We start from the raw sequence: 23541 nt of genomic DNA on the forward strand, positions 1-23541 counted from the left end.
CAACCCTTCTACCAGGGGCTCTTCTACTTGTCGATCAAGCTCTTCCGCGCAGCATGCCCGCGACCTGCGGCTTCAGGTTGGAAAACACTCACTGGCCCGGCCTCTCCGGAAGGGCGCACCACCGGACTCACCCCGGAGCAGATCACCGCGATCCGGCAGCAGATCATGAGTCTCATCTGGGTGCCGAAACTCCTTCGCCCATAGGCGGCGAAGGAACTACTCTGCGTGAAATGGATCAGAAGGAGCGTTTTGAGGCCACCCAACAGCGCCGGGCGGAGCAGTTTGCGCTCTGCTCCTATGCGCTGGGACGGGATCCGTTAGCCCGGGGAGCGGAGGCGCTCTTCGACCAGGCACTGACCAATGGGCTGGCCCTGATCGTTGCGCACACGTGGCCAGGAAGGGAATTCGATCGCCGAGGACGCATACTGTCGGCTCGCGACCTGCTGGCTGTCATCAAGGCCGCAGGTATCTCCGCCGAAACTGGAGTGACGCGCGTCCTCCACGACCCCGCCAAGCCGGAGTTCGTCAAATCCCCATGGTTCGAGCCGAGGGACGAAGAACGACTTGTCGCGAACTTCACCGAGGTGAGGACATCGGTCCTGGAGCGCGCGCTTGATATCACTCAAGAGATCCGACACGCCCGCGAAGTCAGAGACAATCCAACCGAAGCCTTGGCGGAAGAACACCTTGAAGCACTTGACGCCCTCGGTGATCATCCAGAGATCTCGCACGCGATCAGCGTTGAAGGTCTGGCAGCCTACGAGACTAAGGTCAGCTCGGACGACGATGCCGAACAAGCCCGCGCTGCACGTTATCTCGAAGCCCTAGGAGAAGACGAGGCCCAGCGGCGCGCTGACGTCGACGACCTGCGGGACCGGTTCGCCCCGGCGCCCGGGGACGTCGACATCACCACTCTCGAAGATTGCCCAGTATGTGGTTACGAGACCTTCGTCGCGCCCTCCCGCGACGGCTACCTCGATGAAGTCGGCGTCGGACACTGCTTTGTCTGCAGTTACGAACGCACGGACCTAGTCGCCGAAGACCTTGCCAACAGGCTTTACATCCAGCGAGCCATCGAGCGAAGCGATTAACCTGAATCGCTCGACGAAGCCAGCCTCGCCACCGGACTTGTCACACCCTCTACGCGACGCCACCGCAATGAACGGGTTGAGCAATTCGAGCAATTCACCTCGGCGACGGCGCCGGGTGGCTGGAATGGGTGCATGGGCTTTCTCCGGCGCTCTCCCCAGTCGTCCGTGCGTCCGCCCGAACTGCGGCCGCCGCGATCCCTGTGGTGGTGGGCTCTTCCCGCGGCGCTGCTGGTCGGCGCGACGGTCTGGGGCGTCAGCGCCTGGCTGCTGCAGGACGTGGGCACATCACTGAGCTCAGCTGAGCGGGTCTCCGCCCGAATCGAGGCTGTCCGAACCGCGCTAGCCGCCGGCGCCGGCGTCGGCGCCGCAGTGACGCTGATACTGGCCATCCGCCGGCAGCGTCATCTGGAACTTGCTGCCGCGCACACTACGCATGACGCGTCCGAACGCCGGGTGACAGAGCTCTACACGAAGGCAGTCGACCAACTCGGCAGCGACCAGGCTCCGGTCCGGCTCGGCGGCCTACACGCCCTGGAACGCCTCGCTCAGGACACCCCGATGCTGCGGCAGACCGTCGTAGACGTGATCTGCTCGTATCTCCGCATGCCTTGGACGTCGCCTGTCGAGCAAGATCGGCACGAGAAGGTTCGCACTGCCCAGCGCGCCGCCCGGGCCCGCAGGCTTGCCCGCCCCGGCACGAGCAGCGGCCGCACTCCGCACGAGGAACGCCAGGTCCGCCGGACGGCGCAGCGCATCCTGACCGCTCACCTCCACTACCAGAACTCCTCGGCCCCACGGCACCGATGGTCCTCCCGCCAGCCCGATAGCAACCCGCGCCACTGGCCGGACATCCGGCTCGACCTCACCGGCGCGGTCCTCATCGACTTCGACCTTCAAGGCTGTCGTCTTGCCTCCGCCTGGTTCGGTGATGCGCATTTTGTTCGCTCCGCCTGGTTCGGTGGGACGACCTTTACGGGCAGTGTCCGGTTCGGCGGGGCGACCTTCTCCAGCGACGTCGAGTTCGACCAGGCGATCTTCATGGGCCGCACGACTTGGTTTGATCAGGTCACCTTCGCCGACTGCGCCCAGTTCGGCGGAACGACCTTCTCCGGCGAGGTCAGATTCGACCAGACCACCTTCGCTGGTGGCGCTCGTTTCAACGGTTCCCAAGGGTTGCAGGTGGCGTCGCTGGCCGGTGTGCGACTGACGCCGGTGGCTGACGAAGTGGTGCGGGAGTGGCCGCCGTGCTGGCGGGCAGAAAAGGGCGCGGACGGCTGGCAGACGCTTCACCTGACTGCCGACGCGGAGGGCACCAGCGCGACCGAGGTCGAGCCGGGCCTGGAGCCGCTGGCATAACGTTCCTAGCGCTCACGTCACGAACATGTGGGTGACGTGAATGGCCAGGTCGGCACGATGTTGACACCAAGGTTGTTGGGAAAAGTCCACGTTGATGACGCCGAAGAAATTGATGTTGTCACTATGGCCGGGCGAGATGTGCGACAGGATCTCGTCGCTCACCTCCCGGCCCTGGGAGCGCAGCTCCAGCACCGCTCTGGAATAATATTCGGTCGTCCATGCGACCACCGAGTTGGTCAGCACGGTCAGGCACCACGCCTGCTCGGTCTACTGCTCCAGATGCGGGCGGGTGATCGTGCCTTGCTGGGCGTAGTGCAGGTCGCGGCGCAGCGCGTGCAGGCTCTCCCCCTTGTTCAGTTGTCTGGAGTTCTTCCGCCTGAACGCCGGGTCCGACAGGTATTTCGCGAGGTGGACGGTCCTCCTCAGCATGCCCCACTCCTTCAGTGCGGCGGCCAGGGTGTTCTGCCGGGAGGCGGCCGACCACTTGCCGACGATCAGCGAGGCGGTGGCCTGGCCGTACTTCAGCGACGCGGCCATCCGCAGCAGATCCGGCCAGCAGGCGGCCACCAGGTCCTCGTTCCAGCGCGCGCCCAGCAGCGGCCCGGCGTGCGGGTAGCGCTTGGCGATCTCGGTCGGGGTCTCATCACGCATGAGAGTAACCCGGGTCAGGTCCCGCAGGCGCGGCGTGAGCGCCTTGCCGACCAGGTCGAACAGGGCAACATTGATGAGCGTGGCACCGTGCGTATCCGTTGCGTGCTCGGTGATCGGAAGGTCGGTGGCATTGCCGAGGAAGTCGTCCAGGACGTAGTGCGCCTCCCGCGCCGTCGGCACGATGATCTTCGTGCCGTACGTCGACCACTGATCGGAGACGTGGGTGTAGGTAGACAGCACCTGACCGCCGTGAATGACCATGTTCCGGCCGGTCACGGTCTTGCCGCGGACGGGGAATCGCTGGCCGTCGGAGGAGCTCATGGTGCCGCCGCCGACGTGGCCCGCGAGTAGGAGCGGTACGGCGAGCCGGGGTTACTGTCACATTCGTTGACAGTGGGGGTCTGAGCAGGCGAGTCTTGCCCGATGGCGGAGTTTGAGGGCGTGGCATTCATCCGGGCGGATGTCGAGCGGTTCTGCGCGGAACTGGTGGAGGTGGCGCCTGCGATCAGGTTGGCCAGGCTGGCGGAGTTGCGGGTGGTGCTGGAGGATGTGGTGGCGACGGCCTCGGCACAGGCGATGGCCGATGCACGGGATGAAGGGTGGGGGCTACGTCGGATCGGCCGACAGATAGGGATGTCGCACGAGCAGGTACGGCGGACGCTGGCCGAGCCGTCGCCCGCTCCGGGGCACGCCTGACCTCGCTGGGCCGAGCATGAATGCCTCGCCCTGCCAAGGCCCGGAGGCGAACATCTTGTTTCATGATCAATATCGCGGATTCGCCCCTGACCGGGCATCTCGAAGATCATCTCGATGCCACACTTTCGGCTGATGGCGGGCCGGTGACCCGCCCGGCCCACGAGCGTCCGGGAGTCTGTGATGCCGGTCAACTGCCTCACCGAGGACCAGCGCAGCAGGTGGGGCAGGTTCAACGAGGTGCCCGACCTCACTCAGCTGGGCGGGTTCTTCCATCTGGAGGCCGCTGACCGGCGGCGGGCGATGGCGGCCAACGGCGCTCGCAACCAGCTCGGCTACGCAGTCCAGCTCGGGACGGCCCGGTTCTTGAACTGCTTCCTGCCCGATCCGGAGGACGTGCCGGTCGCGGTGGTCGACTACGTCGCCGAGCAGCTCGGCCTGGACTCCTCCTCGCTGAAGGGGTACGGGGCGAAGGAGGCGCGCTGGGATCATCAAAGGCAGATCCGTGAGGCCTACGGCTTTGAGGTGTTCGAGGAGCACGCGTTCGCGCTGGCGTGCTGGATTTACCGGCGGGCCTGGTCGAACAACGAACGGCCGATCGTGCTGCTGGACCTGGTCACTCACCGTTTGGTCGAGGCGAAGATCTTGCTGCCCGGCGTCACCACCATGGAGCGGATGATTTCGGAGATCCGTGAGCGGGTCGCGTTACGCCAGTACAAGATCCTCGCCGCCGCGCCCAGCCCGGGTCAGAAGAGCGCGCTGGAGGAACTGGTCAAGGTGACCGGGGGGCGGCGGATCTCGGGGCTGGACCGGCTGCGTAAGAGTCCCACCGACGTGTCCGGCGCGGGAGTGGTCAAGGCGTTGGAGCGGCATGTGGAGCTGCGCGGCCTGGGCCCGGCGGCGTGGGATCTGTCGGCTGTCCCGGCTGGGAAGGTGGCCGCGCTGGCCCGCTTCGCCAAGGCGGCCCGGGCCAAGGCGGTCGCGGAGCTGGCCGGGGATCGCAAGCTGGCCACGTTGGTTGCCTTCGCCGCGGTGATGGAGCCGGTCTCGGCCGATGAGGCCATCGAGGTGTTCGATCTGGCGATGGGGGATCTGGTGCGCACCTCGGCGTTCAAGGCGGGCAAGGAGCGGCTTCGTACGCTCAAGGACCTGGACACCGCCGCGATCGTGTTGCGTGAGGTGTGGCTGGCGATCCGGGATGTGGCCGCCGACCCCGACGGCGACGTGCGGGCCGCGCTGGACGGCATGGACCTGCCAGCCATCCACGCCGCGGCCGACACGATCGGCGAGCTCGCGCAGGAACCCGATGAGGATTTCCAGGACCAGCTGCTGCAGCGCTATGCCACCATCCGCCGGTTTCTGTCCAAGCTGCTGAAGGTCATCGACTTCCACGCCGGCGCGGCTGAGGCCGAGCGTTCCGGCGCAGGGCAGGGTGCGCGGCGTGGCTTTGAGCTGCTGGAGGCGATCGACTTTCTCAAGAGCCTGGAGCGGCGCCGCAGCCCTGTACGCCCGGAGGAGGTGCCGGCGGCGCACCTGACCTCCGCCTGGCACCGGCGGGTCTTCCCCAAGCGGGGAGAGAACGCGGGCGGGGTCAACACGCTGGCCTACACGGTGGCCACCGTCGAGCGGCTGCGCGAGTGCCTGCGCCGCCACGAGGTGTTCGTGCCTGGCCTGCCCAAGTGGGGCGACCCCACCGCCGGGTTGCTGGCCGGGCCGGCGTGGGACAAGGCCCGCGCCAAGGTGTGCCGCGATCTGGGCCTGTCGGCCGAGCCGGGCGCCGACACGCAGCGCTGGGCGCGCACCCTGGACTACGCCTACAAGCAGCTGGCCGCGGGCCTATCCGGGGAGGAGGGTGTCCGCAACGAGTGGCTGCGCATCGAAAAGTCCCCCGAGGGCAAGGACCACCTGGTCCTGACCGGCCTGGAGGCGCTGGACGAACCCGCCACACTGACCACGTTGCGCGCCGACGTCGAGGCCCGCATGCCCATCGTCGACCTGCCCGAGGTGCTGCTGGAAGTGCATTCGTGGACCGGCTGCCTGGATGCCTTCACCCACGTGTCCGGCGAGGTGCCTTCCAGACGAGAGGACATGGTCAAGTCGGTCGCCGCCGTTTTGGTCGCCCAGGCTATGAACGTGGGGATGCGGCCCATGGCCAGCGAGCACGAGCCCGCGCTCGCTCTGGACCGGCTGTTTTGGGCCGAGCAGAACTACATCCATGCCGCCACGCTGACGGCCGCCAACGCCACCTTGGTTGACTACCACGCCCAGCAGGAAATCGTGCAGACCTGGGGCGGCGGCGAGCTGGCCTCGGCCGACGGGCTGCGGTTCGTCGTCCCGGTCAAGACCATCAACGCCGGGCCGAACACCAAGTACTTCGGCAAGGGCAAGGGCGCGCGTGGGGTCACCTTCTACAACTTCGCCTCTGATCAGTTCACCGGTTTTCACGGCATCGTCATCCCCGGCACTCCCAAGGACTGGTACTACATCCTCGAAGGCCTGCTGGAGCAGGAGACCTCGCTACGGCCCACCGAGATCGTCTCCGACACCGCCGGCGCCTCCGAGCTGGCCTTCGGCATCTTCCGGCTGCTGGGCTGGCAGTTCTCCCCGCGCCTGGCCGACGTCGGCAGCGCCACCCTGTACCGGGCCGATCCAGCCGCCTTCTACGGCCGTCTCAACACCATGATCAAAACCCGGGTGAACATCGGCCTCATCAACGACCACTGGGACGACCTGCTGCGCGTGGCCGGCTCCCTGAGCACCGGCAAGGTGCGCCCGGCCGAGCTGTTTCGCTACCTGACCGGCGGCGGCACCCCCACCCCGATCGGCAGCGCCCTGATGGAGTTGGGCAAGCTCGATCGCTCGGTCTACCTGGCCTCCTACTTCAACGACGAACTGCTGCGCCGCCGGGTCAACACCCAGCTGAACCGGCAAGAAGCCCGCCACACCCTGGCCCGCAAGATCTTTCACGGGCAGAAGGGCGAGCTGCGGCAGAAGTACAAGGAAGGCCAGGAAGATCAACTAGGGGCTTTGGGCTTGATGACCAATGTCTGCATTTTGTGGAACACGGTCTACACGGCCCGGGCGTTGGAGCAGATCCGTGCCGAGGGCAAGAAGATCGCCACCGCCGACATCGCCCGCTTGTCCCCGCTCGGCTTTGAGTGGCTCAACTTCCTGGGCCGCTACAACTTCTCCCTGCCCGAGACGGTCCGCGAGGGCAACTTCCGGCCGCTGCGTACCCCCGGCCAGCAGTAACCCGGTTCAGGTGAGCGGCGCTGACGCGGCGGTCACATGATTTCGATCACGAGGTTTCGCGGGGAAGCGCTCCTCGGCAAGGAATCAGACCCAGAAATGAACACCGAGAACTGGAGCCGTAGAGTCGGCCCGAGGCGCGGTGCCGGGATTGCTCCCGGTCCGTTTCCTCGGACCGCTCTCCGAACCCGGCGTGCCCATTTCTGAGCACCGGGCTCTCCACGGCGTCTGCCATCAGGCGTGGTTCAGCAGCGTCTGTGTCCAGGGATTGGGAATCGTGTTGCCTCGATACCGGTAACGGGTCACCGTCACGGTCTCCAGGTTGAACAGCTCGATCCCGTCCGCCGTGATCGGTTTCCACCTGCCGTCTGGCAGGGTGAAGTGTCGGCGGACGTCCTCCCACCCCCAGCGGTGTAGGGTCCTGAGCCACCGGACGACTCGCCACCAGACGAAATTCGCCAAGTTGCCCAGGGTGTGCTTGCACACCGCGTGCTTGAAGTAGTTGGCCCAGCCGCGCATGATCTGATTGAGCCTGATCAGCACGGTCCTGCGGTCCTGCTGTGACGTCCTGTGCGTCAGGGTACGGATCTTCGCCTTCAACGACCGGATAGGCCGGTCGGCGATGAAGGTGTAGACGTACCACTTGTTCGTGCCCATCTTCCGCTTCCACCGGATGTGAAAGCCCAGGAAGTCGAATCCGTCGCTCATCTGCACGATCCGGGTTTTGGCTGGTGACAGCCTCAACCCAAGCTGTGCAAGCACTTGAGCGATCTGTTCGCGGAGGGCTTCGACGTCGTTGCGGGTGCCATGCACGAGGATGACGAAATCGTCGCAGTAACGGACGATCCGCCAGTTCGGCAGGCCCTTGTGGCGACGCCGGGCACGTTGCGAGCTGGTCGCCATCGCCCCGCCGGTCTGCCATGGCCGATGTAGATGCTCATCGAGCGCCGTCATCGCCACGTTGAAGATCAACGGTGAGAGGATGCCGCCTTGCGGCGTGCCGGTGTGGGTGTCCTGGTATTCGCCGAGTTCCGTGAGGATCCCGGCCTTGAGGAACGCTTTCACCAGCGCCAGCACACGCTTGTCCTTGATTCTCCGCCGGATCCGGTCCATCAGGGCCGAATGCGAGACCGAATCGAAGGCCGCTTCGACGTCCGCGTCCAGCACCCAGCGGTAGCCGTGGGTGCCGAACTGGTGGATCTCAGCGATCGCATCGTGTGCCCGCCGCTTGGGCCGAAACCCGTAGGAGACCGGCAGAAAGTCGGCCTCGAAAATGGGTTCCAGCACCAGCTTGAGTGCCGCCTGGACGACGCGGTCGGCCACGACAGGAATGCCGAGGCCTCTGACCTTTCCCGATCCGCCCGGCTTAGGGATCTTGCGTTCCTGTACCGGGAGCGGCCCGAACGTGCCCGTCTTGAGCTGGGTACGAAGGTCGTCCAAGAATCCGGGAACACCGATCTGCTCTTCGACGTCGGCGACCGTCAGGCCGTCCACGCCCGCAGTGCGTGCCCCGGTGTTGCCCGCGACCCGGTCGAACGCCACGATCAGCGTCGCCGGGTCGTGCACGAGGTTGAACAGGTCGTCGAACCTGCGGCCGGGATCGGCCGCCGCCCAACGGTGAAGCTTGGCCTGCATCTCCGATACCTTCCGCAGCGGCCCCATCGGGACCTGCTCCGGCCAGGCGCCGATATTCACCGGCGCATCTTTCGGCATTACAGCATCCGCCTTTCTCGATACCGCTGCCGCCCTTGGCCATGTGTCCGGCTCTCCCGGACTCGGACTACTACGGCGGCTCCGCCCCGTCCCAGCCCGTTCGGCCGACGATGAGCTCAGCCCGCCCGCGCGCCGGATGCACGCGTGACGGGCAGAACCGAGACGGTTCCCGTGTTCACTGCGATTCGCTCGACGAAGGAGGAGTCCAGCTCTACCCCTGCGGCATCGCCATGAGTACGCCGCAGACCTTCCTCATGGCCTCCCCGACCGACATCCACGTGGCGGCCGAGAAGTTCCTGACCCGGTGGCACGGGCCATGGACGCACCGCACCCGGCGCCTATCTGCCAGATTCGAGCCGGTGAGCCTTTAAGGGACGTAATCACGCTGGTTCCTCGCGTACTCCTTTCCGTCGCACTCGCCGGACCCACGCCATCTGGCAGTACCGGCCCGTCCCGGCTTTGTCGGGGCTGCTCCCGCCCTCCCCGGCACCTCCCGGATCAGGCTGCCCCCAGTTACACCGCCCTGCTGCGACAGGGGCAGCGGCGAAGGTCTCTCACCTCCACTCGAATCGTCAGCGCCTCACGGCGCACGTGGATCCAAGCTCAGAAGCGTGCTGCGCGTTCTAGGAGGCTTGCCAGAGCGGCAGGTTCCTGAACGGCTGATACTGGCGGGGCTCCGTCAATGACGAGCGTAGGCACGCCTCGGATTCCCCTCTGGGCGGCGCGGCGTTCATCGGCTCGGACTTCACTGGTGAACGCGTCGCCGGTCAAGAGTTCACCTATGTGGGCGAGATCAAGTCCGGCCTCGACGCCGAGCGCTTGGAGAACGTCCGGATCGGCGATGTTACGGCCTTCGGTGTGGTAACCGTGAAGGAGACGTTCCAGGACGGCGTCGGCCGGGCCGCAGGTGGCGGCCAGGTGGATCAGGCGGTGTGCGTCGAAAGAGTTGACCGGCCGGGCCTGGTGCAGGTTGAGTTCGAGTCCCTCGGCTGCCCCAAGCGCTTGGATGTGGGCCACCCGGGCGCTCGCTCGGGCTGGGTTGTTCTGGTACGTGGCGATCACCTGCGCTGCTGTCGGGCCGGGAATCCGGCTTCCGTCCGGATCCAGTTCGAAACTGCGCCAGACAACGATCGCATCGCTTCGGGCCTTCAGGGCGGCGGCCAGTCGTCTCTTGCCGATGTAGCACCAGGGACACAGAACGTCGAAGTAGACCTCGACTTGCATGAGCGCTCGGTCCTTTCAGTCGAAGGCCGGGGTGGGCGTCGTGGCCTGTTCGGGCTGGCTCGGTGATTGTGGCGGGGTCGTGCGCCACAGGATCAGGGTCAGTAGGGCGAGCGCGATGAGCAGGGGAATCGTGATGAGCGCGTGCACGTGAAGGCTGTGGGCGAACGCGTCCCTGGCGGTCTGGGCCAAAGGGACGCCGAGGCTTTCGGGGAGTCGCCGGGCTGCCTGGAGTGCGGCGGGCAACGTCTCCCGGGCGGCTTCGGCGACCTGGGAAGGGACACCGGGAAGCGCATGGCCGAGCATGTAGCTGCCGTAGACGCCGGTGGCGATGCTGCCGAGCACGGCGATGCCGAGCGCGCCGCCGAGTTCGGCGCCGGTCTCGGAGATCGCTGAGGCGGCCCCCGCGCGTTCGGGGGGTGCCGCGCCGACAACCAGGTTGGTTCCCAGCGCCAAGAACGGGGTCAGCCCGGCGAAGAGAAGGACGGAGCCGGACACCAGGATGACGGGGTTGGTGTCCACCTGGGTGAGCAGGATGGGACCGATGACGGCGAACGCGGCGCCGGCACTCATGAGGACGGCTGGACGGATTCGGCCGGTGAGACCGGAGACCACCAAGGCCACGACGGTACCGGCGACCGCGGTGGGCAGCTGCCACAGACCGGCCTCCAACGGAGACAAGCCGAGCACCATCTGCAGGTATTGCGAGGTCAACAGGCTGGTCCCGAACAGCACGATCCCGACCAGCACCATGCCCGTGACGGATACGGCGAAGGCGGGGATACCGAACAATCCCAGGTCCAAGAGCGGGTTGGGCAGCCGTCGCTGGCGGCGTACGAAGACCGCGCCGATCATCAGGCCCGCGACCAGGACACCGACGGACGGCAGGGCAAGGCCGTGGACGGCGAGATCCTTGATGCCGAATACGATCGTCAAAGGAGTCAGTAGCGACAGGACCACACTGACCGCGTCCAGCCGCCCGGAAGCCGAAGCGCGAGATTCAGGGATCAGGAAAGGGCCGGTGACCAGCAGCAGCGCCATAGCCGGAAGGGCGAGCAGGAACACCGCGCCCCACCAGAAGTACTGCAGCAGCACACCGCCGACCAGTGGGCCGAGCGCACCGCCGCCCATGAACGCCATCATCCAGATCGTGATGGCCAGGGTGCGCTGCCGGACATCGAGGAACAGGGCGCGGATCAGGGCCAGCGAGGTCGGCGCCAGCGCGGCGGCGGCGATTCCCTGGACGGTCCGTGCCGCGATGAGCGGGCCGGCGCCGGGGGCGTAGGCGGCGATGACGGACGCGCAGGTGAAGGCGACGGCGCCGCCCAGCAGGATCCGGCGGTGCCCGAGACGGTCGCCGAGCGTACCCATCGTGACCAGCGATCCGGCGACCATGAAGCCATAGATGTCGGTGATCCACAGCAGCTGGGGGCCGTCGGGTTCCAGATCGGCGCTCAGGCTTGGCAGCGCCAGATAGAGCACTGACATGTTCATCATGACCAACACGGCGGGAATGCCCAGGACCGCCAAGGCGACCCACTCCCGGGCTCCGGCTCTGGCAGAGGGTTGGGGGGACATGGGGGTTCCGATCTCAGCCGCGCGCATCGCCGGCGGGGATGAGCAAGGTCTTGCCAGTGGTGGTCCGCGTCTCGATCGCTCGATGCGCGGCGGCTGCCGACTCGAGCGGGAAGGTCTGGCCGATGACCGGCCGCAATTTCCCGGCGGCCGCGAGGTGCAGCGCGTCGACGATGAGCGCGCGCGTCTGGGCCGGGCTCGGCGCGGCGGTGAGGCCGATGACGCCGATGGAGCGTGCCCGGAGCCGGTCTTCGTCGAGCTCGGCGTCGGCGCCGCTGGCCATTCCGTAGATGCTCACGCGTCCGCCTTCACGTAGCGCCCCGATCGCCTCGGTGCCGATCCGGCCGCCAACCCCGTCAAAGACGAGATCGAGTCCGGCGCCGCCGGTCGCCTCCATCACCCGATCCAGCCAGTCAGGCCGGGAGTAGTCGACATAGGAGGCCGCGCCCAGCGAGGTGACCAACTCGGCCTTGCCGGCGCCGCGGGCGGCGCCGATCACGTGGGCATCCGCGCCGGCGGCGAGTTGCACCAGCAGGCTGCCGACACCTCCTCCCGCAGCCTCCACGAGAACCCGCTCCGATGGCTTGATCTCCGCCTGCCGGTACAGCAGCAGCGCCGTACGCCCATCGGCCAGCAGCGCAACCGCATCCTTCAGCTCCAGACCCGCGGGAACCAGGACCGCATCCTGTGCCCGAGCCAGCGCCAGCTCGGCGTAGCCGCCCTCGCCGCCGGTGGTGGTGACCACGACCGTCCCCATCAGGGCCGGGTCCACGTCCGGTCCGGCAGCGACGATGCGACCGCCCACGCCATTGCCGGGTATGCGGGGTAGCGCGGGCCTGCCGAACGGCCCGTTGCCCGAGCGCACCTGCGTCTCAACGAACGTGATACTCGTGTACGCCACCGCGACGAGCACCTGCCCTGGCCCTGGCACGGGATCTTCGACCTGCCGGATCCGCAAGACCTGCGGCCCTCCGAACTCTTCCATCACCACAGCTCGCATGACTCTCCTTCAAACGGATAAATTCGCTTCGTTTGAGAAAGCTATAACGGAGTGAATCGCTTCGCAAGGCGACTACAGTGAGCGCATGGCCCGCAAAGCTCCCCGGCACGCAGAAGCAGAACGCAACGACCACGCCCTTCTCGCGGCCGCCAAGAAGGTCCTGGCCGTGGACGGAGCGCATGCGTCGGTGGCGACGATCGCCGCACGCGCCGGAGTCGGCATCGCCAGCCTCTATCGCCGCTACCGTTCCAAGGACGAGCTCTTCCAGCACCTGTGCGCGCTATCCCTCGACCAGTGGATTTCGGCCGCCGAACGCGGCCTGCAGCATGACGACCCCTGGGAGGGGCTCGCTCACTACATCGGCGCCTGCGTGGAGTTCAGCGGCGGCTCCCTCGGGCCGCTGGCTGGCACGATCGCCGTCACCGACGAGATGGCCGCCAAGTTCACCAGGTCCGACGAGCTGATGCGAGACCTGGTGGCCCGCGCGCACACTGCTGGAGTGCTCAGACCGGACGCCACGGCCATGGACATCTCGCTACTGATCGAACAACTCGGCAAGTCCCCCCTGATCGAACAGCTCGACCGGCAGGGCCGCGCCGACCTGATCGAGGCGGCCCACAACGCCCGAAAGCGTACGATCGCCATCGCTCTCGACGGCCTGCGCCCCCGCCACCCCCGACTGCCCGGGACCGCGCCCTCGCCCGCCCTCCTCGCCGAACGTTGGGAGCACGCCCCCGCAGACTCGACGAGGCCGCCAGGACGGTCGTAGATCAAGAGGGCCGGTCGACACAAAGGCGCCCACAATCTCATAAACGATCCATTCCCAGAGCAAGATCAAACCCTCCGGCGGAGGACCGCCCGAACCGCCGATCCACTCTCACAACTCGTTCTCACGTAAAACGCTGAATCGGCCGCTTCTGGGAAATGTTTGTGAGAACATCCGGGGCATGGCAGACTCCCGCCCGTCCCCGCACAGCACCACCGGTGCCGAGTCCGGCTCGCCGACCGTCAGCGACGCCGATGAGGTCGAGCGGCATCCATGCCCGCGGTGCACGGCCGAACCCGGCTCGCCGTGCCGCGCACGCTCCGGCGCGGTCGCCGGCACCTACCACACCGGCCGCTTCACCCAAGTGCCCCGCCTGGCCAAGCTCCTGCGCGTGCCGACCCCCGCCGACCGCCGGCCCGGCCAGCCATGGCGCCCCGGCACGCCGGTCCCGCTCGCCCTTGCGCCGGACACCCCGACCGCTGACATCCGCATCGGGTACGCACGGTGCAGCTCGCTCACTCAGGAGCTGCAATCGCAACTGGACGCGCTGTCCGCGCACGGCATCGGCCGCGAGAAGATCTTCTCCGAGAAGATCAGCACCCGGGTGCGCGTCCGGCCCCAGTTCGAGGCCGCGCTCGCACTGGCCCGCCAGATCAAGGCCCACGCCCCGCACTGCCGGGTCATCTTCACCGTGTATGAGATGAAGCGCCTGGGCCGCGACGCCGCCGAACTCACCGCCCTGGCCGACCACCTCACCGCCCACGGCCTGGTCCTGGAGATGCTCGCCGGCCCCCTGCCCGGGATGTATGACCCCAGCGGGCCCGGCCGTCTGCTGTTCGCGTTCTTCGCCGCGATGGCCGAGACCGAGCGGGAGAACATCCGCGAGTCGACTCTCGAAGGACTCGACGCGGCGGCCCGCAAAGGCAAACACGGCGGCCGCCCGCCCGTCATCACCGACGACATGCTGTACACCGTGCTCCGCCGCCGCGCGAACGGTGAGTCGGTCGAGCAGATCCAACCCGATCTGATCATCGCAACCGGCAAGCGCAAGGGCCAGGCCCCCAGCGTCGCGAGCATCTACCGCGCGCTCGCCGAGCACGCCAAGCAGGAGACCTACCCCGAGGCCGTCGCCCAGGCGCACACCGACTTCGCCGACCTCCACGACGCCGCCGACATCCCCCGCCCCCGCCGAGCCCGCATCCGACGCCCAGACGATCCGCCCACGCCCGAGCAAGCCGAGCTCCGACAGCGTCTGCAGGACCAGATCCTGCAGCCCGCTCATCAGGACAACCCGGGCGCAGGCTCCGCAACTACCGCGCAAGCGCGGTGAGCAGCCGCTCGCGCTGCGCCTGCCCCAGCCCGCCGACCCGTCGCTGCACCTCCACCCCGCAGATCGCCATCAACGCGGCGACCTGCGCCGGACCATAACCAGGCATCGCTCGCAGCACCTGAACGACCCTCGTCTTCTTGACGAGAGCCTCTTCCTCCGCCCGGGCGAACACCTCCGCCACCGTGACGGTCCCGGCTCGGACCCCGGCCAGCAACTCACTGCGGGCCTTGCGCGCCTCGGCGGCCTTGACCACGGCCACGGCCCGCTGCTCAGGAGTCAACGTCGGTACCGCCATGGATGGCCTCCTCGCACATCGGCTATCCCTTGCCACGCCCCGTGGCCAGCGAGGGTGTCGGCCTCCATCATGGAGCACTGTCAACGGATGTGACAGTAACCCCGACTCGCCGTACCGCTCCTACTCGCACGCCGACGTCCTCGGCCGACAGCGGCGGCACCACCAGATGCTCGTCCTCATCCAGCCGCACCATGCCGGTGTCATCCGGTGCGGCGCCGGCCAGCGTCATCTCCAGCTCCTCCAGCGCAGCGTGGAGTTCCTCCTTGCCCTGCTCCAGCGCCTCGGCCGCGCTCGGCGGCTTGCCGACCAGGCGGCAGAACTCGCCGCGCCGGGGCGCCCACTGCTCGGGCGTGTACAGGTAGGTGGCCGGGTCGGCGTAGCGGCGCGAGCCCGGCACGAAGACGTCCCCCGAGCGCAGACCGTCACGCAAGCACAAGATCACGCATGCCGATCCGCTCGCGCAGCATCCCGCCCACCTCATCGTCGGCGATCGACGGGTCGGCCAGCACCGGCAGGATCACGTCCATCACCAGCTGCCGGGCCTCGCCCTTCTTGGCCCGCTCGACCAGCGCCTCGTCCGTCTTGGACTTCGCCCGCGACTCCCGCGCGCTGACGGCATGATCGAATAAGGCCACCACCTCATCGAGCTGGTCGACCGCGGCCTGGGCGACGAACGCCAGCAGAATCGGGAACTTCCGCTCCTTGCGCCGCTCCAGCCCCTGATTGGTCGAGCGGCGCGCCACCTGCGCCAGAAACCGGCGCCGCTCGTTCGGCAGCACCGACACATCCATCTGGTGGGCGTCGATCGCGCGCAGCCAGGTTAGCTTGTCGATCGCCGTCTTCACCGACGTCGCTGAGGCGTCCCGGGCCCGGCTGACCAGCCACTCCAGCCGGGTCATCCCCAGCCCCGCATCACCGCGGTCACCAACAAGGTCGAAGGCTTCAACGGCTTCTCCGCCTGGCTGCGCTTCGGCAACGACGGCGTCATCGCCGACAACGACCCGGCCGAGCAGGAGAAGATGATCAAATTCAACTCCCTGCTGGCCAACTGCGTGATCTTCCATACCGCGCTAGACATGATGGAGGTGATGCGTCAGCTTCTGTCGGAGGGCTGGGAGATCGGCGCCGAGGACGTCGCACAACTGTCGCCCTACCTGACCGCGCACATCAGCCGGTTCGGCCTGTACGCGACCGACGTGCTACGTCTGCGTCCGGACGACTTCGACCCCGACCTGCCCGAGATCGACTTCACCACCCTGTCCGAGGCGGCGTAGCGGTGGGCCTGTTACGGCTGTTGTATGGCTGTCAAAGGCGCAGCCCGAGGGGCGCCGCTGCCACGAGGCCACCGTCGATGACGAGGTCCTGACCAGTGATGTACGACGCGTCGTCCGAGGCCAGGAAGGCGACGGCAGCGGCGACATCGTCCGGGTGGCCGAGCGAGCCGAGCGGCACCTCCGCCGTGATGCGGGTCTCCGCGTCGGGGTCGATGGCGGACCGGTACATCTCGGTCTCGATGTAGCCGGGGCTGATGGAGTTGACGCGGATGCCACGCGCCGCGAGGTCGGTGCCGAGCGTGCGGGCGAGATTGTGCACGGCAGCCTTGCTGGCGGCGTAGATCGAGGCCGCCGGGAGGCCTCGGTGCAGGGTCCAGGAGGCGTTGATGACGACAGCGCCTCCGTCGCCCATCAGCGGCAGCGCCGTCTGGATCGTGAAGAACACGCCCTTGAAGTTGATTCCGACGGTGTGGTCGAAGTCCTTCGGGGTGAACTCTGGCCTGAAGTCCGCAATTCCGGCATTGGCGAAGACCGCATCGAGGGCACCACGCCAGGTCTCGATGCGTCGCACGAGGAGATCGCGGTCGGCGTCAACGCTGACGTCCGCGCGGACGGGCAGGACCCGCTCAGGGCCCAGGCGTTCTGCTGCGGCGTCGAGGCGGGTCTGGTCGCGGCCGGTGATGATGACGTACGCGCCCTCGTCGAGAAGCCTGCGCGCGGTCGCGAAGCCGATGCCGCTGGTGCCGCCAGTGATCAAAACTGTTTTGTTCGTGAATCGCTTCATGCCGACAATCCTCGAGCGGCCCGAGCCTACGCGGCAGTGTTGGCTGAACCTGGGTCTGACACCACCACCAAGCGCTCCAGCAGGGCCCCCGTTCCCGTCCCGGGCGCGGGGGTGTGCAGCAACAGGCGGTGGCCGGGCAGTTCGGGCAGCGGCAGCGTGGTGGCTTCGAAGGTCAGCGTCCCCAGGCCGGGAATCTCCAGGGCCTTGGTGCCGTGAGTGGGGCCGCCCACGGGGAGTTCCGCCCAGATCTCGGCGAAGACGGGGCTAGCGGCGCACATGTCCGCGGCCAGGCGGCCGAATTCGGGATCGTCCGGGTAGCGGGCGGCGTCCGCCCGGAACAGGCCGATCATCGCTCGCGCCGCGTCGTGCCAGTCCACGACTGCCACACGGTAGCGGGCGTTGGTGAAAAAGCTGACCAGGCAGTTGTGGTCGTACTCGTTGCACTGGAACACGATCTCCGTCGCGCGGTTGACCGCAAGGACGTTCCAGTGCCGGTCGATGACGTACGCGGGCCGCGGCAGCCAGCCCTCCAGCAGTCGCCGCACGGCATCGGGGACCCGTCCATCGGACGGCGCCGCCTGCGGCGGATTGAGGCCGGCGAGGAGGTACAGGTGCTCGCGCTCTGCGGGCTCCAGGCGCAGCACCTTGGCGATGGCGTCCAGGACGTCGGCGGAGACGTTGATGTCGCGTCCCTGCTCGAGCCAGGTGTACCAGGACACTCCTACGCCGGCGAGCACCGCCACCTCCTCCCGCCGCAGCCCGGGCGTACGGCGGCCCTCGCCTGCCGGCATGCCCACGTCAGCGGGCATCACCCGGGCCCGCCGCGACCGGAGGAACGCGCGCATCTCGGAACTGCGCCGCTGCCGCGCATCTGTGGAGAGCCGGGAAATGCCCATCAGGTCATGATATGTCGTGTTCAACAGACCTCGTCTGTACGGCACCCATGCGTGTTGCTGTCCAAGGGTGCTGCCGACCGGGCCGCCTCGTGTGCGAGCACACGGTGCCGCAGCGTTTTCTGGATAGAGGTTTCTGGACGGTGTCGCGCCTGGTCGCTAAGGTGTCCGGAAAAGTACACGTTTCTGGACACCGCCGGGATGATGGCGGATGACCATCTGGGCGTACGCACGAGTCTCGACGCGTGATCAGAACCCGCAGCTCCAGCTCGACGCTCTGGCGGCCAGCGGCTACGACGAACTGGTCATGGAAAGGGAGTCGGGCAAGCGTGGTGTCGCGCGACCGGAGTGGGAGGCGCTTCTGGCGCTGCCGCAGGCGGGGGACACGCTGAAGTTCTGGAAGTCCGACCGGTGGGGCCGTTCGGCGGGGCACGTGCTGACCACGGTCAACGAGCTGCGCGACCGCGGCATCACGGTGGTGTCGCTGACGGAGAACTTCGATCTGGGCACCAAGGAGGGTCGGTTCATGTTCGCGGTCCTGGCCGCAGCCGCCGAGTACGAGCTGGAGCTGCGAGCCGAGCGTCAGACCGAGGGGATCGCCGCCGCCAAGCGCCGCGAGGCCACCGGTGCCATGCTGCCCGGCACGAAGAAGACCGGTCGGCCGCGGGTCATCGGCCCCGCCGAGCTGGCCACGCTACGCCGCCTGGTCGACGACGGCGTCTCGGTCACAGAAGCGGCCCGCACTCTCAAAATCGGCCGCTCCACCGCCTACGAAGCACTCGCGCGACGCTGACCAGTAGTTTCTCCCACCCTGCATCCCGTTCTGCCAGTTGGTCCCTAGCAAGATCGTTCTCAGCGCCGGTAGCTGTCCACCAATAGAGATCCACTCAAGATCATCTCAATGTGGGTTTTGGGCTTATGTGGGTTGCCCTCCTGCTGGGAACCCCTGGCCGACGGGCCACGCCAGCACGGCGCCCCCGCGCATCGCGCGGCCGTCGAGATCGCTGAGAACGCCTCCTGGAAGGACGTTCCGTGGGAGGCGACCGACCCATGGGTGGTCAAGGAAGAGGAGATGGGCCGCTCATCGCGGATCGTGCTGCAGCACGATCTGGCCCGGGGCAAGGTCCAGCGGGTCAGCAGGTGGGAGTACCTGACCGGCATCACCGACCCCGAACGCGAACAGATGCGCGCCGAGCGGATAGCCCGCGACGAGCCCTACGACCATGACCTGACCGACGACTCCGAGCCGGACGTCGAGTCGGAGCCGGTCGACGCCGCTCGCGACCAGGACCCGGACGCCGTGTCGCACCACGCCGGCCGAGGCGAAGGCGAGGCGCCCGACGTCGACGCCGCTGGCATCGAGGCCCTGTCCGCGACGGAGATCACAGCAGTCCTCAAGGAAACCGAGCCAGACATCGACACCGAGTACGACGCCGATCGGCCCCGTCTCACCCTGCTGGTCAGCGACAGGTCCGGACCCGGGGACGCGGGCGAGCCCGCTGCCCCGCCGGCAGTTGAGTCCACCGTCGCGGCCGGTACCGTCCAACAGCTCAAGGTGGTCTTGCGGGACGTCCAGCCGCCGGTCTGGCGGCGCATCCAGGTGCCGTCGGCCGCCCGCCTGTGGGACCTGCACAACGTGATCCAGATCGCGATGGGCTGGCAGAACTTCCACCTGCACGCGTTCGCCAAGGACTGGGTCGAGTACGGCGACAACCACAACAGCGAGTACGACGTGACCCTGGCCGGCCTGCTGCCCGAGCCCGGCGAGTGGCTGGCCTACCGCTACGACTTCGGCGACTGCTGGGACCACGACCTGGTGGTGGAGAAGATCCACCGGGCCGCGCCCAAGGCGCTCTACCCGCGCTGCAGCGCCGGCGGCCGCGCCTGCCCGCCCGAAGACAGCGGCGGCCCCGAGGGGTTCGCCGACCTGCTGCGCGCGCTGCGGCACAAGAAGGGCTGGAAGTACCGCCACGCGCGCGACGTGCTGGGCACCAGCCACTGGGACGGCGCAGCCTGGAACCGCCAGGAGGTCAACGACCAACTCACCGAGCTCGGCAAGCAGTGGACATGGTGGCCGCCCAGCAAAAGCACGACGACCCCGTAACAGCGCTTGCCGGCGAAGCCTGACCGCTGCCCCTCGTGCACGTGCACCGCGTGTACGACTTCCCTTCCCTACGCGTGCAGGCCCGCGCGAAACCGTGTACATCCACGACGGGGAGCGAGCGGCCGAGACGGCCGACGATGGCCAGGAGCCCACGAGCGAGACGGCTGCCGAGGACGACGACTTCGACGTGCTGGCGTTCATTAAGCCCGCGGTGGGCAACGTGAGTTTGGAGTCGATGGTGACCGAGATCCGCAAGCTCGCGGCGGTCCGCGCGATCGAGCTGCCGCCCGGGTCCGAGGGCCGCCGTGGAGCTTTCCGCCCTTACCCGCCCTGTTCGGCCGTGTTCAGGGACGTTCGGAGGCGTTCGGCCGCGTTCTAAGGTGCTCGGGCCCTTGTCTCCTGTGGCAATCGCACGGGCAGAATGAGTCATCAAGGACAGAAACACAACCGGTTGGAACTGCGTTGGTCTGTCACACAGTCCTTGCAAGCTTGCGGGACACCTTTGATGTCGAGCTGTCTGGGCAGGCAGGAGATATCGAAGACTCCGAGGGGTCCGCCGTTGCAACCGGCGGACCCCTCAACCAAAACTGTTTTGCGTAGGGCGTTGCACGGTCCGTCGAGGCGGATTGCTCACCGTCACCCCCGGCAACAGCACCCGATGCCGCCGCAACCACGCCACCGACTGGTCGAACAACGCCGTCGGCCCCTCCGCATGCGTCCACGCCCGCCCGTGCAGGAACGCCAAGAACCGCTTGGCCAACTGCCGCCCCTCCCAGCTCTCCCGGTGTACTTCTTGACCTGCGACGGGCTTGCCGACACCCCAAGAGGCGCGCCGGGCCGGCGGATCGGACGGTAGGCCAGAGCGCATGGACACCGCCTGGCCTGGCAGACGACGGCCGCGTGCGCTTCGCCGAACTCCGCCTGAAGCTGACGTTGCCGCAGTGCCTGCGCGCCGTCACCGCCGCGGTCACCCCGAACGCGCCGCCGGACGCCTTCCTCGACGCCACCCCCGCCGACATGCTGCAACACCTGGCCGACTTCGAGCACACCTCGGCAACGATCGTCCAGCTGCGTCGATGGTTATCTTGGTTCTTGGCCCTTTCTCGCAGGTCAGAGCGAGATAATCTTGTCGGGCATGTTAGGCAAGTGGGGCTGATCAGACGGAGCTCCTCGCCAGCATGGTCGGCCCTCCGCTCCCGAACGTGTCCTGGGCCGTCAGGTAGCGGAACGTGATCGGGGCGGGGCGGCCGACCGAGTCAGCGATGCCAGCCAGATAATGAGCGGCATGCCACAGATCACCGTCGAGTACTCCGCTGCGCTCACCGACGCGTTCGACCGCCACGGGTTCGCACTGGCGTTGCATCCCACCGCGGCCGAGCTGATCGGTAGCGCTCTTCCAGATTTCAAAACCCGCTTCCATTCGATCACCGAGGCGGTCATCGGCAACGGCGAGGTCACCGAGGCGATGATCCATGTGGACCTGGCGATCCTGCCTGGCCGTGACGCGGAACTCAAGACCCATCTGGGCGATCTGACCCTGGCGATGCTGTGCGAGCACATAAAGCCGGGAACGGGGCTGAACATCCAGGTCACCGTAGAGGTTCGGGACATCGCCAGTTACCACAAAAGATGGCTGCCTTGACGCGAGGGCGGTCCTGGTCAGCCTGGGGCTGGTTCGGTGAGCCGGGCTTCGAGGTCGGCGATCATCTGGGTGAGCAGGCTGGGTACAAGCACCAGCATGAGGGTGAGGAGGCTCGCTCGTTGTCGGGCCGGAGCGGGCGCGGCTGCGGGAGCTGGAGCGGGAGAACAAGGAGCTGCGCGAGAAGGTGCAGTTCTTGAAAAAAAGCGGCCGCCTTCTTCGCGGGCGAGACTCGGTGAGAGCTCGCTTCGAGCTCATCGACGCGGAGAAGGCCGACCACACCGTCGCGGCGATGTGCGCATGGCTGGGGGTGTCCCGGTCGGGCTACTACGAATGGCGCGGCCGGCCCGCCTCGGCGACCGCTCGCCGGCGTGAGCACCTCAAGCAGCTCATCACTGCCGTCTTCGAGGCCTCGCGTGAGACCTACGGTTACCGGCGGGTGCGCCGCGCGCTGGCCCGGTGCGGCGAGGAATGCTCGGCCGAGCTGGTCCGGCTGCTCATGCGTGAGCTCGGCCTGGTCCCGGTGCAGGCACGAGCCTTCACGCCGACCACGACCGAGCAGGGCGACTTCCTCGGGGGCGACCAGAGCGAGCAGGATCGGGTGGCGGCGTTCTCCTCGCCGCTCCAGGCCCTGAACCGTCGAGCGGCGTGCCACCGTGGCCAGGAACCGGCGCCGCTCCCTCGGCAGCATCGACATATCAAGCTGGTGGGCGTCCATCGCCCGCAGGTACAGCAGCTTGTCGACCGACACTCCGATCGCCGGAACGCTCGCCTCGACCGCCGGCGTGGTCAACCACCGAAGCCGGGACATCCCGATCTCCGCGTCCTCCACCAGCAGCGGATCCAGATCCGCCCGCATCAGCCGCGTCAGCAGATGCGCGACCTTCTGGCTGGTCAGCTTCCCCGCCGCAGTCCGCGCAGCGGTCACCAGTTCCATGAGCGTGACCGCGCCCGGCCGCACTACTTGCGCAGCCTGCAGATGCTCCACCGCCTGCTGGAACAACAGCGATGGGGTGTCGTGCTCCATCGCCCGGTCCGGGAGGAACTGCTCCAGCTCCTTCCACTGGATGCTGCCCGGCGTGGCGTTCTTCCACGTCAGATACTTCATAACCAGCTTCAAATGATCGCTGCGCGTCTGCGGCCGCTTCCGCGTCGACCGGTCGTACTGCTCGAGCATCCCGGGAAACACCGCCATCTGGGTCGCCAACCGCTGCACCGCCGCCTGCGGAACCTGCAGCAGTTCATCAGGGACGAAGCCGAGCCACGGCAACGTGCACAGCTGAACGGCCAACCCCAGCCGGGCATCGGGACCGCGGCCAGGCACTGCCTGTCCAGTCCCGGTGAGGATCTCAACGCCGGTCGCCGGTACAGCTTCACCGCCTCCCAGCCCGCCGACGGGCTGCGGCCCCTGCGCGATCCAGCCCGAGCCGAGCCCGACGACATCGACGAGTAGGTCCCCGAGGGGACACGTGAGTCCATTAGCTGTCTGTTCTGCTCGAAGAAGGCCTCCCGGCCGAGGCTCTGACCCGGGGTCGTTGAGCCGGATCAGTGTCGCGGCGACCAGCGGCGGCTCTCGCGACGATTGATCAATCCGGCGGCCTCCAACCCGCCGCTGAGCCCTCGATCACACCAGCGCCGTCATGGACGGCGACACGGTTTTCTCCACCTGTGCTCCGGCCAGACGGCCCGCATCCAGCCGGTCAGTGGTGCCGAACTGGCCGGACTCCGCCGCGGTGATGGTGCCGAGCAGGGCCGCCGATCGCGACGTCGCGGATGAACCTGCCGTCCATCGCGGTGACGTCGTCATGGAGCTCGGCCCGCAGGATTGGGATGTCGTCCTCGTGCCCGGCCTTGTTACTCCTTGGCATCCCAACCTCCTGACGTCACAACGCCACGCACGGTGAGTG

20 protein-coding genes and 4 pseudogenes are annotated in these 23541 nt (G+C 67.5%); 13 read left to right on the top strand and 11 right to left on the bottom strand.

All coding sequences use genetic code 11. The annotated features are described in order from the left end of the window. The 3 genes from ACZ6SA_RS48025 to ACZ6SA_RS48035 all read left to right on the top strand — a co-directional run. The coding region (locus tag ACZ6SA_RS48025; protein ID WP_465836070.1) for a hypothetical protein at window positions 1–204 on the top strand (204 nt) is incomplete at its 5' end. 26 nt (window positions 205–230) lie between these two features. After that, the gene (locus ACZ6SA_RS48030) at window positions 231–1091 is read left to right on the top strand and encodes a hypothetical protein (protein ID WP_465836072.1); all 861 of its coding nucleotides are present in this window, start codon (window positions 231–233) and stop codon (window positions 1089–1091) included. Between the two features lie 132 nt (window positions 1092–1223). Continuing rightward, entirely contained in the window at window positions 1224–2447 is a 1224-nt protein-coding gene (locus ACZ6SA_RS48035) for a pentapeptide repeat-containing protein (RefSeq protein WP_465836074.1), read from the top strand. Between the two features lie 12 nt (window positions 2448–2459). On the opposite strand, the pseudogene ACZ6SA_RS48040 reads toward ACZ6SA_RS48035, so the two are convergent. Further along, a pseudogene (locus ACZ6SA_RS48040) lies at window positions 2460–3434 on the bottom strand (Tn3 family transposase); the annotation flags it as partial. Between the two features lie 87 nt (window positions 3435–3521). On the opposite strand from ACZ6SA_RS48040, the gene ACZ6SA_RS48045 reads away from it, so the two are divergent. Both ACZ6SA_RS48045 and ACZ6SA_RS48050 read left to right on the top strand, forming a co-directional pair. After that, window positions 3522–3794 carry a hypothetical protein gene (locus tag ACZ6SA_RS48045; RefSeq protein ID WP_465836076.1) on the top strand — a complete coding sequence of 91 codons (273 nt, stop codon included), beginning with the start codon at window positions 3522–3524 and terminating at the stop codon, window positions 3792–3794. A 180-nt stretch (window positions 3795–3974) separates the two neighbouring features. Continuing rightward, a complete protein-coding gene (locus ACZ6SA_RS48050) occupies window positions 3975–7043 on the top strand; it encodes a Tn3 family transposase (RefSeq protein WP_465836078.1) in 3069 nt (1022 codons plus the stop codon). Window positions 7044–7274: 231 nt separating this feature from the next. Here the strand turns inward: ACZ6SA_RS48050 and ltrA are convergent, their stop codons facing one another. The 4 genes from ltrA to ACZ6SA_RS48070 form a co-directional block, all read right to left on the bottom strand. Further along, the gene (gene ltrA, locus ACZ6SA_RS48055; protein WP_465836080.1) at window positions 7275–8753 is read right to left on the bottom strand and encodes a group II intron reverse transcriptase/maturase; all 1479 of its coding nucleotides are present in this window, start codon (window positions 8751–8753) and stop codon (window positions 7275–7277) included. A 603-nt stretch (window positions 8754–9356) separates the two neighbouring features. Beyond that, window positions 9357–9977: a DsbA family oxidoreductase gene (locus ACZ6SA_RS48060; protein WP_465836082.1), complete on the bottom strand. Its 621-nt coding sequence runs from the start codon at window positions 9975–9977 to the stop codon at window positions 9357–9359. A gap of 15 nt (window positions 9978–9992) precedes the next feature. Then, window positions 9993–11504 carry an MFS transporter gene (locus ACZ6SA_RS48065; protein WP_465836085.1) on the bottom strand — a complete coding sequence of 504 codons (1512 nt, stop codon included), beginning with the start codon at window positions 11502–11504 and terminating at the stop codon, window positions 9993–9995. A 61-nt stretch (window positions 11505–11565) separates the two neighbouring features. Then, the gene (locus ACZ6SA_RS48070; protein ID WP_465836087.1) at window positions 11566–12549 is read right to left on the bottom strand and encodes a zinc-binding dehydrogenase; all 984 of its coding nucleotides are present in this window, start codon (window positions 12547–12549) and stop codon (window positions 11566–11568) included. 85 nt (window positions 12550–12634) lie between these two features. On the opposite strand from ACZ6SA_RS48070, the gene ACZ6SA_RS48075 reads away from it, so the two are divergent. Both ACZ6SA_RS48075 and ACZ6SA_RS48080 read left to right on the top strand, forming a co-directional pair. Beyond that, the gene (locus tag ACZ6SA_RS48075) at window positions 12635–13318 is read left to right on the top strand and encodes a TetR/AcrR family transcriptional regulator (RefSeq protein ID WP_465836089.1); all 684 of its coding nucleotides are present in this window, start codon (window positions 12635–12637) and stop codon (window positions 13316–13318) included. A gap of 178 nt (window positions 13319–13496) precedes the next feature. Next, window positions 13497–14645: a recombinase family protein gene (locus ACZ6SA_RS48080; RefSeq protein WP_465836091.1), complete on the top strand. Its 1149-nt coding sequence runs from the start codon at window positions 13497–13499 to the stop codon at window positions 14643–14645. Here the strand turns inward: ACZ6SA_RS48080 and mihF are convergent. Continuing rightward, complete coding sequence (mihF, locus tag ACZ6SA_RS48085) at window positions 14626–14940, bottom strand: integration host factor, actinobacterial type (protein WP_465836093.1); 315 nt, start codon at window positions 14938–14940, stop codon at window positions 14626–14628. The genes ACZ6SA_RS48080 and mihF overlap by 20 nt on opposite strands. A 67-nt stretch (window positions 14941–15007) precedes the next feature. Next, complete coding sequence (locus tag ACZ6SA_RS48090) at window positions 15008–15370, bottom strand: hypothetical protein (RefSeq protein WP_465836095.1); 363 nt, start codon at window positions 15368–15370, stop codon at window positions 15008–15010. A 478-nt stretch (window positions 15371–15848) separates the two neighbouring features. On the opposite strand from ACZ6SA_RS48090, the pseudogene ACZ6SA_RS48095 reads away from it, so the two are divergent. Further along, window positions 15849–16214, top strand: a pseudogene (locus ACZ6SA_RS48095) (Tn3 family transposase); the annotation flags it as partial. Window positions 16215–16245: 31 nt separating this feature from the next. On the opposite strand, the gene ACZ6SA_RS48100 reads toward ACZ6SA_RS48095, so the two are convergent. Continuing rightward, complete coding sequence (locus ACZ6SA_RS48100; RefSeq protein WP_465836097.1) at window positions 16246–16998, bottom strand: SDR family NAD(P)-dependent oxidoreductase; 753 nt, start codon at window positions 16996–16998, stop codon at window positions 16246–16248. Between the two features lie 26 nt (window positions 16999–17024). Continuing rightward, the gene (locus ACZ6SA_RS48105; RefSeq protein WP_465836099.1) at window positions 17025–17894 is read right to left on the bottom strand and encodes a helix-turn-helix transcriptional regulator; all 870 of its coding nucleotides are present in this window, start codon (window positions 17892–17894) and stop codon (window positions 17025–17027) included. A 208-nt stretch (window positions 17895–18102) separates the two neighbouring features. Between ACZ6SA_RS48105 and ACZ6SA_RS48110 the strand changes: the two genes are divergently transcribed. The 5 genes and pseudogenes from ACZ6SA_RS48110 to ACZ6SA_RS48130 form a co-directional block, all read left to right on the top strand. Beyond that, window positions 18103–18684, top strand: coding sequence for a recombinase family protein (locus ACZ6SA_RS48110; RefSeq protein ID WP_465836101.1), 582 nt, complete (start codon window positions 18103–18105; stop codon window positions 18682–18684). 132 nt (window positions 18685–18816) lie between these two features. Beyond that, window positions 18817–19995 (top strand): plasmid pRiA4b ORF-3 family protein, encoded by a 1179-nt coding sequence (locus ACZ6SA_RS48115; protein WP_465836103.1) that lies wholly within the window; start codon window positions 18817–18819, stop codon window positions 19993–19995. Window positions 19996–20089: 94 nt separating this feature from the next. Then, complete coding sequence (locus ACZ6SA_RS48120; protein ID WP_465836105.1) at window positions 20090–20374, top strand: hypothetical protein; 285 nt, start codon at window positions 20090–20092, stop codon at window positions 20372–20374. A 906-nt stretch (window positions 20375–21280) separates the two neighbouring features. Beyond that, window positions 21281–21637 carry a 5-carboxymethyl-2-hydroxymuconate Delta-isomerase gene (locus tag ACZ6SA_RS48125; RefSeq protein ID WP_347648520.1) on the top strand — a complete coding sequence of 119 codons (357 nt, stop codon included), beginning with the start codon at window positions 21281–21283 and terminating at the stop codon, window positions 21635–21637. 289 nt (window positions 21638–21926) lie between these two features. Continuing rightward, window positions 21927–22112: pseudogene (locus tag ACZ6SA_RS48130) on the top strand (IS3 family transposase); the annotation flags it as partial. Window positions 22113–22562: 450 nt separating this feature from the next. On the opposite strand, the pseudogene ACZ6SA_RS48135 reads toward ACZ6SA_RS48130, so the two are convergent. Continuing rightward, window positions 22563–22958 (bottom strand): annotated as a pseudogene (locus ACZ6SA_RS48135) (DUF4158 domain-containing protein); the annotation flags it as partial. A gap of 376 nt (window positions 22959–23334) precedes the next feature. Beyond that, the gene (locus ACZ6SA_RS48140; protein WP_465836108.1) at window positions 23335–23502 is read right to left on the bottom strand and encodes a hypothetical protein; all 168 of its coding nucleotides are present in this window, start codon (window positions 23500–23502) and stop codon (window positions 23335–23337) included. Between the last annotated feature and the right edge of the window lie 39 nt (window positions 23503–23541).

Source organism: Nonomuraea sp. NPDC049378, from assembly GCF_055586745.1.

Bases quoted from the DNA above. Each gene is read 5' to 3' on its own strand.
- ACZ6SA_RS48105 (WP_465836099.1), bottom strand. From the start codon at position 17,894: ATGGGCATTTCCCGGCTCTCCACAGATGCGCGGCAGCGGCGCAGTTCC.
- ltrA (WP_465836080.1), bottom strand. From the start codon at position 8,753: ATGCCGAAAGATGCGCCGGTGAATATCGGCGCCTGGCCGGAGCAGGTC.
- ACZ6SA_RS48100 (WP_465836097.1), bottom strand. From the start codon at position 16,998: ATGAAGCGATTCACGAACAAAACAGTTTTGATCACTGGCGGCACCAGC.
- ACZ6SA_RS48050 (WP_465836078.1), top strand. From the start codon at position 3,975: ATGCCGGTCAACTGCCTCACCGAGGACCAGCGCAGCAGGTGGGGCAGG.
- ACZ6SA_RS48140 (WP_465836108.1), bottom strand. From the start codon at position 23,502: ATGCCAAGGAGTAACAAGGCCGGGCACGAGGACGACATCCCAATCCTG.
- ACZ6SA_RS48060 (WP_465836082.1), bottom strand. From the start codon at position 9,977: ATGCAAGTCGAGGTCTACTTCGACGTTCTGTGTCCCTGGTGCTACATC.
- ACZ6SA_RS48045 (WP_465836076.1), top strand. From the start codon at position 3,522: ATGGCGGAGTTTGAGGGCGTGGCATTCATCCGGGCGGATGTCGAGCGG.
- ACZ6SA_RS48070 (WP_465836087.1), bottom strand. From the start codon at position 12,549: ATGCGAGCTGTGGTGATGGAAGAGTTCGGAGGGCCGCAGGTCTTGCGG.
- ACZ6SA_RS48075 (WP_465836089.1), top strand. From the start codon at position 12,635: ATGGCCCGCAAAGCTCCCCGGCACGCAGAAGCAGAACGCAACGACCAC.
- ACZ6SA_RS48080 (WP_465836091.1), top strand. From the start codon at position 13,497: ATGGCAGACTCCCGCCCGTCCCCGCACAGCACCACCGGTGCCGAGTCC.
- ACZ6SA_RS48030 (WP_465836072.1), top strand. From the start codon at position 231: ATGGATCAGAAGGAGCGTTTTGAGGCCACCCAACAGCGCCGGGCGGAG.
- mihF (WP_465836093.1), bottom strand. From the start codon at position 14,940: ATGGCGGTACCGACGTTGACTCCTGAGCAGCGGGCCGTGGCCGTGGTC.
- ACZ6SA_RS48110 (WP_465836101.1), top strand. From the start codon at position 18,103: ATGACCATCTGGGCGTACGCACGAGTCTCGACGCGTGATCAGAACCCG.
- ACZ6SA_RS48125 (WP_347648520.1), top strand. From the start codon at position 21,281: ATGCCACAGATCACCGTCGAGTACTCCGCTGCGCTCACCGACGCGTTC.
- ACZ6SA_RS48035 (WP_465836074.1), top strand. From the start codon at position 1,224: ATGGGCTTTCTCCGGCGCTCTCCCCAGTCGTCCGTGCGTCCGCCCGAA.